Genomic DNA, 13,075 nt, shown 5'->3' with positions numbered 1-13,075 from the left:
CAAAATATAGTGTTGTTGCGAAACTCGCAAACTAGACATAGACCAATAGACAAAGAGATGGGAAATTTCAGCCGAAAAAGGAGGTGTCGCTGCTTACTGAAACGCCGGCCGGCACCGGCGCGTTTTTAGTAGGCAGATGCCAAAAAATGAGCAGCAATGAGATCGTCGTTAGCCTGGATGTCGGAACATCGAGCGTGAAAGTCATCATCGGGGAAATGCTAGGCAGCTCCATCAATATTATCGGGGTGGGCAATGTCAAAGCGGAAGGGCTCAAAAAAGGGGCGATTGTTGATATAGATAAAACGGTGCAGTCGATCAGACGGGCCGTCGAGCAAGCGGAGCGGATGGTCGGTTTATCGATCCGCCGTGTGATCGTCGGGGTGGCCGGCAGCCATATCCAGCTCCATGACTGCCACGGCATTGTCGCCGTCGCGAGCGAAAACCGGGAAATCAGCGATGAAGATGTCGCCCGCGTCATCGATGCCGCGCAAGTCGTCTCTATTCCTCCCGATCGGGAAATCATCGGCGTCGTTCCGCGCCAGTTTATCGTCGACGGGTTGGACGGCATTCATGATCCGCGCGGCATGCTCGGCGTCCGCTTGGAAATGGAAGGCACTATGGTGACTGGTGCGAAGACGGTATTACATAATCTTCTTCGCTGTGTGGAGCGGGCAGGCTTGGAAATCAGCGATATTTGTCTTCAGCCGCTGGCGGCCGGTTCGCTCGTGCTGTCCGATGACGAACGGCATTTGGGGGCGGCGCTCGTTGACCTGGGAGGCGGCTCGACAACGGTCGCTGTCTTTGAGCAAGGGACGTTGCAAGCTGTCTCTTCGCTGCCGGTCGGCGGGGAGCACATTACGAAAGACTTGGCCATCGGATTGCGGACGACAACGGACGATGCCGAAAAAATCAAACTGAAGCACGGACATGCATTTTACGACTACGCTTCGGAGGAAGAAGTGTTCAGCGTGCCGATCATGGGCACCGATCAACAACAGCAGTTCAGCCAGCTGGAGATCGCCGATATTATTGAGGCGAGACTGGAAGAAATTTTGCAAATGGTTCAGCAGGAAGTGCGTCGTCTCGGGTTTCGCGATCTCCCCGGCGGCTATGTGCTGACCGGCGGCGTCGCCAATATGCCAGGGTTGCTTGAGCTGGCCCACGTCGTTTTAGGGACGAGCGTCCGCATTGCCATGCCGGATTATATCGGTGTGCGCGACCCGCAGTATACGATCGGCGTTGGCTTGCTCAAGTTCGCCTACCGGCAGGCGCAGCTGCAAGGGAAAACGGTCCCGGCTGCCGCTGCGGTGGAGCCGGTCGAGCGCTCCTCGCCAAAACAGCAGTCGAAACCGAAAAAGAAAGAAGACCATTTTGGGAAGAAGGTCAAGAGATTTTTTGGTTCTTTCTTTGAATAGAGATTGAAATTTTAGGAGGATTTGGCCATGTTGGAGTTTGAGACAACAGTCGATCAGTTGGCAACGATCAAGGTGATTGGAGTCGGGGGCGGCGGCAACAACGCCGTCAATCGGATGATTGAGCATGGGGTGCAAGGTGTAGAGTTTATTGCGGTCAATACGGATGCACAGGCGCTCAACTTGTCGAAGGCGCCGATCAAGCTGCAAATCGGGGCGAAGCTGACACGCGGCTTGGGCGCGGGGGCGAACCCAGAAGTTGGAAAAAAAGCAGCTGAGGAGAGCAAAGAGCAAATTGAAGAAGCGCTTCGCGGCGCCGATATGGTGTTTGTCACCGCTGGCATGGGCGGCGGCACGGGAACTGGCGCTGCCCCGGTCATCGCCCAAATTGCGCGCGAGTTAGGGGCGCTTACGGTCGGCGTTGTTACACGCCCGTTTACGTTTGAGGGGCGCAAGCGGGCGACGCAGGCCGCAAGCGGCATCGCCGCCATGAAAGAGGCGGTCGATACGCTCATCGTCATTCCGAACGACCGGTTGCTTGAGATTGTCGACAAAAATACGCCGATGCTTGAGGCGTTCCGCGAAGCGGACAATGTGCTGCGCCAAGGGGTGCAAGGCATTTCCGATTTGATCGCCGTGCCGGGGTTGATCAACCTTGACTTCGCTGATGTGAAGACGATCATGTCGAATAAAGGTTCGGCATTGATGGGGATTGGTATCGCCAGCGGCGAAAACCGAGCTGCTGAGGCAGCAAAAAAAGCCATTTCCAGCCCGCTGTTGGAGACGTCGATCGACGGCGCGCAAGGGGTGCTCATGAACATCACCGGCGGCATGAACTTAAGTTTGTACGAAGTGCAGGAGGCTGCCGATATCGTCGCTTCGGCGGCCGACCAAGAAGTGAACATGATCTTCGGCTCCGTTATTAATGAGAACTTAAAGGACGAGATCATCGTGACGGTCATTGCGACCGGATTCAACGAAAACGTCGCTTCGCAGCCGCGGCCGCCGCGCATTGGCATCGGCACTGTGCCGAAAGCGGCGCCGGCGCCAAAGCGGGAAAAGCGCGAAGAGCCGATACAAGACTATGCGGCGCTCCGCTCGGGGCAAGCAGAAGATCCGCTTGACATTCCCGCTTTCTTGCGCAACCGCAACCGCCGCCGCTAGATGGCGAAACGAGGGTGTCCCAAAAGCAACGGGACACCCTTTCTTCATCACAAGATGCATGCACGAACGTGCACGAAGCACTTTGGTGAAACAATATATTGTATCTCTCTTAAAGAAAGACGATCTTTTGAGACAGCCTCGCTTTTCCGATTAGGACCAAAAACTTCTCGCGTTGGCCGCCCGCTCTCTCGCAACGAAAGGGCGAAAAAGAGAAGGCGGGCTAGGCTTTCGTGCCGGCCGATTTGATCCGCCGTGGTTCCCCCTGTTTTGACAAAACATCTCCTTTTTCACCGCCACCGATTGACAGACTTTCCCTCGCAAGGTGCTATATACTTGTTTCAGACAAAGCCGATATGGGCGGGGGAGGGGCTTGACGGTTGGTCGTCTATCTCGATGTGATTTGGCTGTTGAACGTCTGTTTTGACGCGTTGCTTCTTTGGCTGACGGCGCTCATGCTCAAGCGGCCGATCGTCTGGTGGCGTCTGTTGGCTGGGGCGTTGATCGGTTCGCTGCTTGTCATATTGCTGTTTACCCCGTTTTCCGCCATCGCCCAGCACCCGTTGGTAAAAGTAGCTGTTTCCGTGTTGATCGTGTGGGCCGCCTTCGGGTTTAAGCGCCCGCGCTATTTGCTTGAGAATATGCTGGCGTTTTACTTTGCCACGTTCGCCGTCGGCGGCGGCATGCTGGCGGTTCATTATGTTTTCGCGCACCAACTGTCCGTCCGCCAAGGAATGCTTCTCATGCATCATCCCGGAGCGGGCGATCCGGTCAGTTGGCTGTTTGTTGTCATCGGGTTTCCGGTTTTATGGCTTTTTTCTCGCCGAAGGGTGGAGGCGATTCGCGAAAAAAAACTGCGGTTTGAATATATCATTGAGGTCAAGATCGTATGGGACGGGCGGCCGCTTATGCTGCGCGGCTTGATTGACAGCGGCAACCAGCTCGTCGATCCGTTGACAAAAACGCCGGTGATGGTAGTCGAACAGGAAAAAGCAAAGGCCGTGCTTCCTGAGGAGCTACTGGGTTGTCTCAGCTCTCCCATGATGCTGGCTTCCCCGCCGGAGCGGTGGGTCCATCGCCTCCGTCTCATTCCGTACCGTGCGGTCGGCAGCGGTCCACAAATGATGGCGGCGGTTAAGCCAGACCGCATTATGCTGCGGTACGAAAACGAATGGTTGGAAGTAGCGCAAGGGCTTGTGGCGCTAAGCGCTGATCCGCTGTCGACGGATGGGGAGTACGACTGCATCGTCCATCCGAAAATGGTGCAGGCGGGAAGAAAGCTGACCGCTTCGTAGGTTTTGTTAGTATATCATACTCACTTTTGATCCGTTTAGAAGGGGGATTTTCATGAGAAAATGGAAACTTCGCTTCATGAACTGGCTGTATAAGCTTTTGGCCAAGCTTGGCCTGAAGGCGGATGAAATTTATTATATCGGAGGCAGCGAAGCCCTCCCGCCGCCGCTGACAAAAGAAGAAGAGGAGCAGCTGATTGCCAGGCTCGCCGCCGGTGATGACACGGCAAGATCGCTTTTGATCGAACGCAATTTGCGTCTTGTCGTCTACATTGCGCGCAAGTTTGAAAACACCGGCATTCACATTGAAGATTTGATCAGCATTGGAACGATCGGCCTCATTAAGGCGGTCAACACGTTCAACCCAGAGAAGAAGATCAAGCTGGCGACATACGCGTCGCGCTGCATTGAAAACGAAATTTTAATGTATTTGCGCCGCAACAACAAAGTGCGGGCGGAAGTGTCGTTTGATGAACCGCTCAATATCGACTGGGATGGCAACGAGCTGTTGCTTTCCGACGTGTTGGGAACGGATGACGACGTGATTACGAAAGATTTGGAAGCGGATGTCGACCGGCGCTTGCTCTTAAACGCCTTGCGCCAGCTGAGCGACCGCGAGAAGCAAATTATGGAATTGCGTTTTGGCCTCTCCGGCGGCGAAGAAAAGACGCAAAAAGACGTCGCTGATTTGCTCGGTATTTCGCAATCGTACATATCGCGGCTCGAGAAGCGGATCATTAAACGGTTGCGCAAAGAATTCAATAAAATGATGTAGCGGGCGGCGGGAGCGAAATTCCGCCGCTTTTTCCGCGTCGGACAGGCTGTGCATATTTTTCCCTTCCAAGGAGATACTGAAAACTGACGACTTAGCATCTCCTGATGGGAGGGAACAACTTGACGAGGAACAAAGTCGAGATTTGCGGCGTAGACACTTCGAAGCTTCCCGTCCTCAAAAATGAGGAAATGCGTGAACTGTTTCGACGGATGCATGAGGGGGATTTGGAGGCAAGAGAAAAATTAGTAAACGGCAACTTGCGCCTCGTGTTGAGCGTCATTCAGCGCTTCAACAACCGAGGCGAATTTGTCGATGATTTGTTTCAAGTCGGCTGCATCGGACTTATGAAATCGATTGATAATTTTGACCTCAATCAAAACGTGAAGTTTTCCACTTACGCCGTGCCGATGATCATCGGCGAAATCCGCCGCTATTTGCGCGACAACAACCCGATCCGCGTTTCGCGCTCGCTGCGCGACATCGCCTACAAAGCGTTGCAAGTGCGAGAGCGGCTCATGAGCGAGACGGCGAAAGAACCGTCAACCGAGGAAATTGCCAAAGAACTCGGCGTCGCCCATGAGGAAGTGGTTTTTGCCCTCGATGCCATTCAAGATCCTGTTTCGTTGTTTGAGCCGATTTACAACGACGGCGGCGACCCGATTTATGTGATGGACCAGCTGAGCGATGAGCGCAACCGCGACAGCCAATGGATCGAAGAAATCGCCTTGAAGGAAGGGCTTCGGCGGTTGAATGAGCGGGAAAAAATGATCATCCGCAAACGCTTTTTCCAAGGAAAGACGCAAATGGAAGTGGCCGAGGAAATCGGCATTTCCCAAGCGCAAGTGTCGAGGCTCGAAAAAGCGGCGATCCGGCAAATGAATAAAAACATCCAAGTGTGACAGGCTGCAGGTGCAGCCTTTTTCTTTGGCACATAACTGCACATTTGGCTTCATATAGATGAAAAAGAGGGAGAGAGGAAAGGCGGGGAGAAAAACCGTGATGAGAATTTCCGAATTTCAGACGAAAGATGTCGTCAATGTAGCCAATGGGAAGAAGCTTGGCAATATTGGGGACATTGATATTGATTTAGATACTGGAAAAATCCGCTCACTCATTATTTTAGGCGCCGGAAAGATGCTCGGGCTGTTCGGCCGCGAAGAGGCGGTCGTCATTCCATGGCAGAACATCGTCAAAATCGGAGCCGATGTTATTTTAGTCCGCCTTCATGATTCCGATTAAACGGCTGGTGCAACGATTGGCCCCGTCGCTTGCAACGCGGCAGGACGATGTTGCAGACCTTTCCGCTTTTCGTGGGCAGATCGGCTATGCCGCCAGCGCGGTTTTCGGGCGGCAATAAGGGTTGGACAATTTCTGCGGCAATGTTTCGACAAAATCATAAATAAAGGTTATCATGGACAAACAAACTATGATAAAATAGGAAAAAAAGTGATAAAAAACTACAAAAAACAGCGTGAGGTTGACGCGAATGCCGGACATTTTTCAACAAGAAGCCCGCGGCTGGCTCCGCTGCGGTGCGCCTCCGTTTGCTGGAGCCGTCGCTGGATTGACGACGAAACATGGCGGGGAGAGCAAAGGGCCGTTCGCTTCGCTGAATATGGGGCTGCACGTCGGCGACGATCGCACGGTTGTTGTCGCCAACCGCGGGCGTTTGGCGCAATGGCTCTCATTCCCGCTTGAGCGATGGGTATGTTGTGAACAAGTGCATGGCGCCGACATTCGGAAGGTGACGAAAAACGAACGGGGGAACGGAGCGCAAGATTTCGCCACGGCGGTTCCAGGGGTCGACGGGTTGTATACAGACGAAGCGGAGGTGTTGCTCGCGCTTTGTTTTGCCGATTGTGTGCCCATTTATTTTGTGGCGCCATCTGCTGGGTTAGTCGGCCTTGCTCATGCCGGGTGGCGGGGAACGGCGGGCGGCATCGCTGGTCACATGGTGCGGCTTTGGCAAACGCGCGAACACATCGCGCCGAGCGACATCTATGTTGCCATCGGACCTGCCATCGGTCCGTGCTGTTATACGGTTGACGACCGTGTCGTGGACAGTCTGCGCCCGACGCTTCCTCCGGAAAGCCCGTTGCCATGGCGGGAAACAAGCCCAGGGCAATATGCGCTCGACTTAAAGGAAGCCAATCGGCTTCAGTTGATCGCGGCTGGCGTTCCGAACAGCCATATTTATGTGTCAGAACGCTGTACAAGCTGTGAGGAAGCGTTGTTTTTTTCCCACCGCCGCGACCGCGGAACGACTGGAAGGATGTTGGCGTTCATTGGCCGAAGGGAGGAGACGGCATGACGGTGCGCGACAACTTGGCGGCCATTCGCCGAGAAATCGAGGCGGCCTGCGCTCGCGTCGGCCGCGATCCGGCCGGCGTGCGCATCGTGGCGGTCACTAAATATGTCGATGCCGAGCGGGCGATGGAGGTGCTTGACGCCGGCATTGCCGACCTCGGCGAAAACCGCTCCGACCAATTGATTGAAAAGCATGCACGGATCGGAAATCAAGCGACGTGGCATTTCATTGGGACGCTTCAGTCGCGCAAAGTCAAAGACATTATTGATAAAGTCGATTACATTCATTCACTCGACCGCTTGTCGCTCGCGAAAGAAATTGAAAAACGGGCGGTGCGGCCAGTAAAATGTTTTGTGCAAGTGAACGTGTCGGGGGAAGTGACCAAACACGGGCTCGCCCCCGAAGAAACGATTCCGTTTATTGAACAACTTCGCGCCTTTTCGCGCATCGAAGTCGTCGGATTGATGACGATGGCGCCGCACACGGACGACGAAGCGGTATTGCGCGCTTGCTTTCGCCAATTGCGGATGCTGAAGGAACGCGTTCAGGCGTTGGGAATGGCCCATGCCCCATGCACCGAACTGTCAATGGGCATGTCAAACGATTACACGATCGCCATCGAGGAAGGAGCGACGTTTGTGCGCATAGGCAGCGCGCTTGTTGGATCATTGTAGGAGGTGAAACCGGATGGGATTGATGAAAAAATTCCGTGATTATTTTTTAGAAGAAGACTACGAAGACTATGAAGAAGAATATGAGGCGCCACAGCCGGAAGAAGAGGCGCTGCCGAAGACGGCAGGCAAGGCGAACGTCGTCAGCCTGCAAAGCGTGCAAAAATCGGCGAAAGTCGTGCTTGCTGAGCCGAGGGTGTATGCGGAGGCGCAGGAGATCGCCGACCATTTGAAAAGCCGGCGCGCGGTCATCGTCAACTTGCAGCGCATCCAGCATGAGCAGGCGAAGCGGATCGTCGACTTTTTAAGCGGCACGGTGTACGCCATTGGCGGCGACATTCAGCAAGTCGGCACAAAAATTTTTTTATGCACCCCGGAAAACGTCGACGTCAGCGGCTCGATTTCGCTCGACGGCGAGGATGACAGACCGATGAAGAGGTGGTAGCTGTTGGATTATGTACTCACGTTTTTGACGACAGTGATTCAAGTGTACTCGTATGCGCTGATCATTTATATTTTAATGTCATGGTTTCCCAATGCGCGCGAAACGCGGTTCGGACAGATGTTGGCCGCTATTTGCGAGCCGTATTTGGAGCCGTTTCGGCGGGTCATTCCGCCGCTTGGCATCATTGACGTCTCCCCAATCGTCGCGTTTATCGTTCTTGAATTCGCGACGAGAGGGCTTCACGCCCTGTTCGACATTCTTCAGTCGCAGTTTTAACTTCGTTTTGCGCGCACGGCGCCGCCGCTCTCCGTCCGGCAGGCAAAAAGGCGGAAGGGCGAAACTCGCAGAGAGGAATCCGTTGTGGGTTCCTTTCTTCCATGAAAGCAAGGTGACGTCGAGTGGAGCTGTATCAGCATTTTCGCAAAGAGGAACATCCGTTCATTGATCAAGTGCTCGAGTGGAAGGAGATGGTGAGCCGTCAGTACGCTCCGAAGCTGACCGATTTTCTCGATCCGCGCGAGCAGCAAATCGTGCAAAGCATCGCCGGCGGTGCGGAAGATGTGCGCGCGTTCTTTTTCGGCGGCGCCCCGTTTGTCGAGCGGAAGCGGGTGTTTCTCGCTCCGCCGTATATCGACCCTGAGGAAGAGGATTATGGCATTGTACTGTTTGCCGTCCGCTATCCGGCGAAATTCGTTTCCCTTGAACATCGCGACGTGTTGGGGGCGCTGATGTCGCTTGGCTTGCGGCGCGGCAAGTTTGGCGATATTCTCATTCGGGATGGGGAAATTCAGTTTTTTGTTGCTGCTGAAGTCGCCGACTACGTCCGCTTGCATGTCGAAACGATCGGCAAAGCTCCGGTTGCGCTTGAGCCGCTTCCGTTGTCGGCAGCCATGCCGCTTGCCGAAACGTGGGAGGAAGGAACGGTCACGGTGTCTTCTCTAAGGCTCGATGCTGTGCTCGCTCAGGTGTTTCGCCTTGCGCGCGAGAAAGCGCGTGCGCTTGTTGAAAGCGGGCTTGTCAAAGTCAACTGGAAGGTGGTGGACAAGCCGGATTTCCTCTGCGGACCGGGCGATGTCCTGTCGGCGCGCGGTTTTGGCCGCTGCAAGCTGTTTTCGGTGGAAGGGCCGACGAAAAAAGAGCGCTGGCTCGTTCAGATTGGCCGACAAAAATAAGCAAATGACGGCAGGAAATCGGCAAACCATGTCGAATGAAAGTGAAGAAAAGGAATGATGGAGACGGAGGTGGCCGTTGTGCCGTTGACGCCATTGGATATTCACAACAAGGAATTCAGCCGCGGGTTTCGTGGGTACGATGAAGACGAAGTGAACGAGTTTCTCGATCAAGTCATTAAAGACTATGAAATGCTCATCCGTGAAAAAAAGCAGCTGGAAGAAAAAGTGGCCGAACTGACGGAAAAGCTGAACTACTTTGCGAACATTGAAGAGACGCTCAATAAGTCGATTCTTGTTGCACAGGAAGCAGCGGAAGAAGTGAAGCGGAATGCGCAAAAAGAGGCGAAGCTGATCATTAAAGAGGCGGAAAAAAACGCCGAGCGCATCATCAGCGATGCATTAGCGAAATCGCGGAAAATCGCCCTCGAGATCGAGGAGCTGAAGCGGCAGTCGAAAGTGTTCCGCGCCCGTTTCCGCATGCTTGTCGAGGCCCAGCTCGATATGATCAACAGCCGCGATTGGGACGAGTTGATGGAGTATGAGGCGCCGGATTTGGAAGAAGGGGCGAGAGAACCGCTGTCACAGCCTTGACGAACCGAAGACGTTTCGGTTATAATAATTGGCAAAAATCGCCGCATCAGCCGCCGTGGGAGGCGGTTGGCTTTTTTCAGGATGAATAGCGAAATAGCCATCGACGATGAAAGGGACAGTAGCTCTTGTACGACCGGTCGCAGCGAGCCGGGGATGGTGGAAGCCTGGCATCGGCGCAAGAGTGAACATCACCCTGGAGTTCCATGCCGAACATCAAGTAGGCCATGGCGCGTCATTCCCGTTACGAATGAAAAGAGGGCTGTGCGTCGTTTGCATGGCCAAGAAGGGTGGTACCGCGAGACCGTTCTCGTCCCTTGCCGGGGGGAGAACGGTTTTTTATTTGGAATCTATCGTTCGAAGGAGGAGCAAGGATGGATTACAAAGAAACGCTGCTCATGCCGAAGACCGACTTCCCGATGCGCGGCAACTTGCCGAAGCGGGAGCCGGAAATGCAAAAAAAATGGGAGGAAATGGACATTTACCGGAAAGTGCAGGAGTGGACGAAAGGACGGCCGCTGTTTGTTCTGCATGACGGCCCGCCGTATGCCAACGGCGACATTCATATGGGTCATGCGCTGAACAAAATTTTAAAAGATATCATCGTCCGCTACAAATCCATGAGCGGCTATTGCGCCCCATACGTGCCGGGCTGGGATACGCACGGCTTGCCGATCGAAACGGCCCTTGCCAAGCAAGGAGTTGACCGCAAATCGATGAGCGTCGCCGAGTTTCGCAAGTTGTGCGAGCAATACGCGTACGAGCAAATCGACAACCAGCGCCGGCAGTTTAAGCGGCTCGGCGTGCGCGGCGACTGGGACAACCCGTACATTACGCTCAAGCCGGAGTACGAAGCCCAGCAAATTAAAGTGTTCGGCGAAATGGCGAAAAAAGGGCTCATTTACAAAGGGTTGAAGCCGGTCTATTGGTCCCCGTCAAGCGAATCAGCGCTCGCTGAAGCGGAAATCGAATATAAAGACAAGCGTTCGCCGTCGATTTATGTCGCCTTCCCGGTGAAAGACGGCAAAGGCGTGCTTGAGGGCGATGAGCGAATCGTCATTTGGACGACGACGCCGTGGACGATTCCGGCGAACTTGGCGATCGCGGTTCATCCGGAACTGGACTACCATGTCGTGGAAACAAACGGGCAAAAATACGTCGTCGCTGCTGCCCTGGTCGAATCGGTGGCGAACGAAGTCGGTTGGGACGCATGGTCGGTCGTCAAAACGGTCAAAGGAAAAGAGCTTGAATACGTCGTGGCGAGACATCCGTTTTATGAGCGCGACTCGCTTGTTGTGTGCGGCGAACACGTCACGACCGACGCCGGTACGGGCTGCGTCCATACGGCGCCGGGCCACGGGGAAGACGACTTTCTCGTTGGGCAAAAATATGGGCTTCCGGTCCTTTGTCCGGTTGATGAACGCGGCTACATGACCGAGGAAGCGCCGGGATTTGCCGGGATGTTTTACGAAGACGCCAACAAGGCGATTACACAGAAGCTTGAGGAAGTCGGCGCTTTGTTGAAGCTTGGGTTTATCACCCACTCGTATCCGCACGACTGGCGGACAAAGCAGCCGACGATTTTCCGGGCGACAACGCAATGGTTTGCGTCGATCGATAAAATCCGCAACGAGCTGCTTCAAGCGATTAAGGAAACGAAATGGATTCCGGAGTGGGGGGAAATCCGCATCCACAACATGGTGCGCGACCGCGGCGACTGGTGCATTTCCCGCCAACGCGCCTGGGGGGTGCCGATTCCGGTCTTTTACGGCGAAAACGGTGAACCGATCATCACCGATGAGACGATTGAGCATGTGTCGAACCTGTTCCGCCAATACGGGTCGAACGTCTGGTTTGAACGCGAGGCGAAAGACTTGCTGCCGGAAGGATTCACCCATCCGTCGAGCCCGAACGGCATCTTTACGAAAGAAACGGACATTATGGATGTCTGGTTTGACTCCGGTTCGTCGCACCAAGCCGTGTTGGTCGAACGCGACGATCTCGTGCGTCCGGCTGATTTGTACTTGGAAGGCTCCGACCAATACCGCGGCTGGTTCAACTCATCGCTGTCCACCGCCGTTGCCGTCACCGGCAAAGCGCCGTATAAAGGCGTGTTGAGCCACGGCTTTGTCTTGGACGGCGAAGGGCGGAAAATGAGCAAGTCGCTCGGCAACGTCGTCGTGCCGGCGAAAGTGATGGAACAGTTTGGCGCCGACATTTTGCGCCTTTGGGTCGCTTCGGTTGACTACCAAGCGGACGTGCGCATCTCCGACCATATTTTAAAACAAGTGTCGGAAGTGTACCGGAAAATCCGCAACACGTTCCGGTTTATGCTCGGCAACTTGTTCGATTTCGATCCGAACCAAAACGCCGTGCCGATTGGGGAGCTTGGCGAAGTCGACCGCTATATGCTGGCGAAGTTGAACAAGCTGATCGCCAAAGTGAAAAAGGCCTATGACAGCTACGATTTCGCCGCGGTTTACCATGAGATGAACCATTTCTGCACCGTCGAGCTGAGCGCGTTTTACTTGGATATGGCGAAAGACATTTTGTACATCGAAGCGGCCGACTCGCGCGCCCGCCGCGCCGTGCAGACGGTGCTCTATGAAACGGTCGTCGCGTTGGCGAAGCTCATCGCGCCGATTTTGCCGCATACCGCCGATGAAGTGTGGGAGCATATCCCGAATCGAAGAGAAAACGTCGAAAGCGTCCAGCTCACCGATATGCCGGAGCCGATCGCGATCGACGGCGAAGAAGCGCTGCTGGCGAAATGGGATGCGTTTATGGACGTGCGCGATGACATGTTAAAAGCGCTCGAGAACGCACGCAATGAAAAAGTGATCGGCAAATCGCTGACGGCCAGCGTCATCGTCTACCCGAAAGACGAGGCGCGGAAGCTATTGGCGTCGCTTGATGCCGACTTGCGCCAGCTTCTCATCGTTTCCGCCTTTTCGATCGCCGATGAGCCGTATGACGCCGCGCCGGCCGAAGCCGAGCGGCTCGACCACGTGGCCGTCATCGTCCGCCCGGCGGAAGGCGAGACGTGCGAGCGGTGCTGGACGGTGACTCCAGCTGTCGGACAAGATCCGTCCCACCCGACGCTTTGCCCGCGCTGCGCGCACATTGTGAACGAACATTATTCCGCATAACGAAAAGCGGCAGGCTGCCTTGGGGCGGCCTTGTCGCTTGCTTTTGGTGGAGGAAAGAAAAAACCCAAAACGATGGTGTAAAAAACGCAAAGGCATCAGGGT

The 13,075-nt window shown here is 54.7% G+C and carries 13 protein-coding genes and 1 other annotated feature; all 13 genes read left to right on the top strand.

The window, feature by feature from the left end; genetic code table 11:
• Window positions 1-146: 146 nt before the first annotated feature.
• The 13 genes from ftsA to ileS all read left to right on the top strand — a co-directional run bounded on the left by ftsA (window position 147) and on the right by ileS (window position 12,973).
• A complete protein-coding gene (gene ftsA, locus ABS784_RS01305; protein WP_352511185.1) occupies window positions 147-1,415 on the top strand; it encodes a cell division protein FtsA in 1,269 nt (422 codons plus the stop codon).
• Between the two features lie 27 nt (window positions 1,416-1,442).
• Window positions 1,443-2,576: a cell division protein FtsZ gene (gene ftsZ, locus ABS784_RS01300; RefSeq protein ID WP_011230625.1), complete on the top strand. Its 1,134-nt coding sequence runs from the start codon at window positions 1,443-1,445 to the stop codon at window positions 2,574-2,576.
• A 377-nt stretch (window positions 2,577-2,953) separates the two neighbouring features.
• A complete protein-coding gene (gene spoIIGA / locus ABS784_RS01295; protein WP_014195377.1) occupies window positions 2,954-3,868 on the top strand; it encodes a sigma-E processing peptidase SpoIIGA in 915 nt (304 codons plus the stop codon).
• 52 nt (window positions 3,869-3,920) lie between these two features.
• The gene (gene sigE, locus ABS784_RS01290) at window positions 3,921-4,640 is read left to right on the top strand and encodes an RNA polymerase sporulation sigma factor SigE (RefSeq protein ID WP_011230627.1); all 720 of its coding nucleotides are present in this window, start codon (window positions 3,921-3,923) and stop codon (window positions 4,638-4,640) included.
• A gap of 119 nt (window positions 4,641-4,759) precedes the next feature.
• A complete protein-coding gene (sigG, locus tag ABS784_RS01285) occupies window positions 4,760-5,539 on the top strand; it encodes an RNA polymerase sporulation sigma factor SigG (protein WP_011230628.1) in 780 nt (259 codons plus the stop codon).
• 97 nt (window positions 5,540-5,636) lie between these two features.
• Entirely contained in the window at window positions 5,637-5,879 is a 243-nt protein-coding gene (locus ABS784_RS01280) for a YlmC/YmxH family sporulation protein (RefSeq protein ID WP_025039063.1), read from the top strand.
• Window positions 5,880-6,126: 247 nt separating this feature from the next.
• Window positions 6,127-6,951 carry a peptidoglycan editing factor PgeF gene (gene pgeF / locus ABS784_RS01275; protein ID WP_011230630.1) on the top strand — a complete coding sequence of 275 codons (825 nt, stop codon included), beginning with the start codon at window positions 6,127-6,129 and terminating at the stop codon, window positions 6,949-6,951.
• Entirely contained in the window at window positions 6,948-7,622 is a 675-nt protein-coding gene (locus tag ABS784_RS01270; protein ID WP_015374366.1) for a YggS family pyridoxal phosphate-dependent enzyme, read from the top strand. Before pgeF ends, ABS784_RS01270 begins: the two co-directional genes overlap by 4 nt.
• 13 nt (window positions 7,623-7,635) lie before the next feature.
• The gene (locus tag ABS784_RS01265; RefSeq protein WP_011230632.1) at window positions 7,636-8,064 is read left to right on the top strand and encodes a cell division protein SepF; all 429 of its coding nucleotides are present in this window, start codon (window positions 7,636-7,638) and stop codon (window positions 8,062-8,064) included.
• Window positions 8,065-8,067: 3 nt separating this feature from the next.
• Window positions 8,068-8,340 (top strand): YggT family protein, encoded by a 273-nt coding sequence (locus tag ABS784_RS01260; RefSeq protein WP_011230633.1) that lies wholly within the window; start codon window positions 8,068-8,070, stop codon window positions 8,338-8,340.
• Between the two features lie 122 nt (window positions 8,341-8,462).
• Window positions 8,463-9,236 (top strand): YlmH family RNA-binding protein, encoded by a 774-nt coding sequence (locus tag ABS784_RS01255; protein ID WP_033025037.1) that lies wholly within the window; start codon window positions 8,463-8,465, stop codon window positions 9,234-9,236.
• Between the two features lie 78 nt (window positions 9,237-9,314).
• Window positions 9,315-9,827, top strand: coding sequence for a DivIVA domain-containing protein (locus ABS784_RS01250; RefSeq protein WP_011230635.1), 513 nt, complete (start codon window positions 9,315-9,317; stop codon window positions 9,825-9,827).
• A gap of 97 nt (window positions 9,828-9,924) precedes the next feature.
• Window positions 9,925-10,145: a binding site (T-box leader), on the top strand.
• Window positions 10,146-10,198: 53 nt separating this feature from the next.
• A complete protein-coding gene (gene ileS, locus ABS784_RS01245; protein WP_352511179.1) occupies window positions 10,199-12,973 on the top strand; it encodes an isoleucine--tRNA ligase in 2,775 nt (924 codons plus the stop codon).
• The last annotated feature ends 102 nt before the right edge of the window (window positions 12,974-13,075 follow it).

Source organism: Geobacillus sp. G4 (assembly GCF_040327975.1).
Taxonomy (GTDB): domain Bacteria; phylum Bacillota; class Bacilli; order Bacillales; family Anoxybacillaceae; genus Geobacillus; species Geobacillus thermoleovorans.
Note: the sequence above shows the minus strand (reverse complement) of the source record. Positions and strands in the feature narration are given on the sequence as shown.

What these genes read in the sequence shown, in the direction of transcription:
- ftsA (WP_352511185.1), top strand. Translation starts at nt 147, where the DNA reads ATGAGCAGCAATGAGATCGTCGTTAGCCTGGATGTCGGAACATCGAGC.
- ftsZ (WP_011230625.1), top strand. Translation starts at nt 1,443, where the DNA reads ATGTTGGAGTTTGAGACAACAGTCGATCAGTTGGCAACGATCAAGGTG.
- sigE (WP_011230627.1), top strand. Translation starts at nt 3,921, where the DNA reads ATGAGAAAATGGAAACTTCGCTTCATGAACTGGCTGTATAAGCTTTTG.
- pgeF (WP_011230630.1), top strand. Translation starts at nt 6,127, where the DNA reads ATGCCGGACATTTTTCAACAAGAAGCCCGCGGCTGGCTCCGCTGCGGT.
- ABS784_RS01270 (WP_015374366.1), top strand. Translation starts at nt 6,948, where the DNA reads ATGACGGTGCGCGACAACTTGGCGGCCATTCGCCGAGAAATCGAGGCG.
- ABS784_RS01265 (WP_011230632.1), top strand. Translation starts at nt 7,636, where the DNA reads ATGGGATTGATGAAAAAATTCCGTGATTATTTTTTAGAAGAAGACTAC.
- ileS (WP_352511179.1), top strand. Translation starts at nt 10,199, where the DNA reads ATGGATTACAAAGAAACGCTGCTCATGCCGAAGACCGACTTCCCGATG.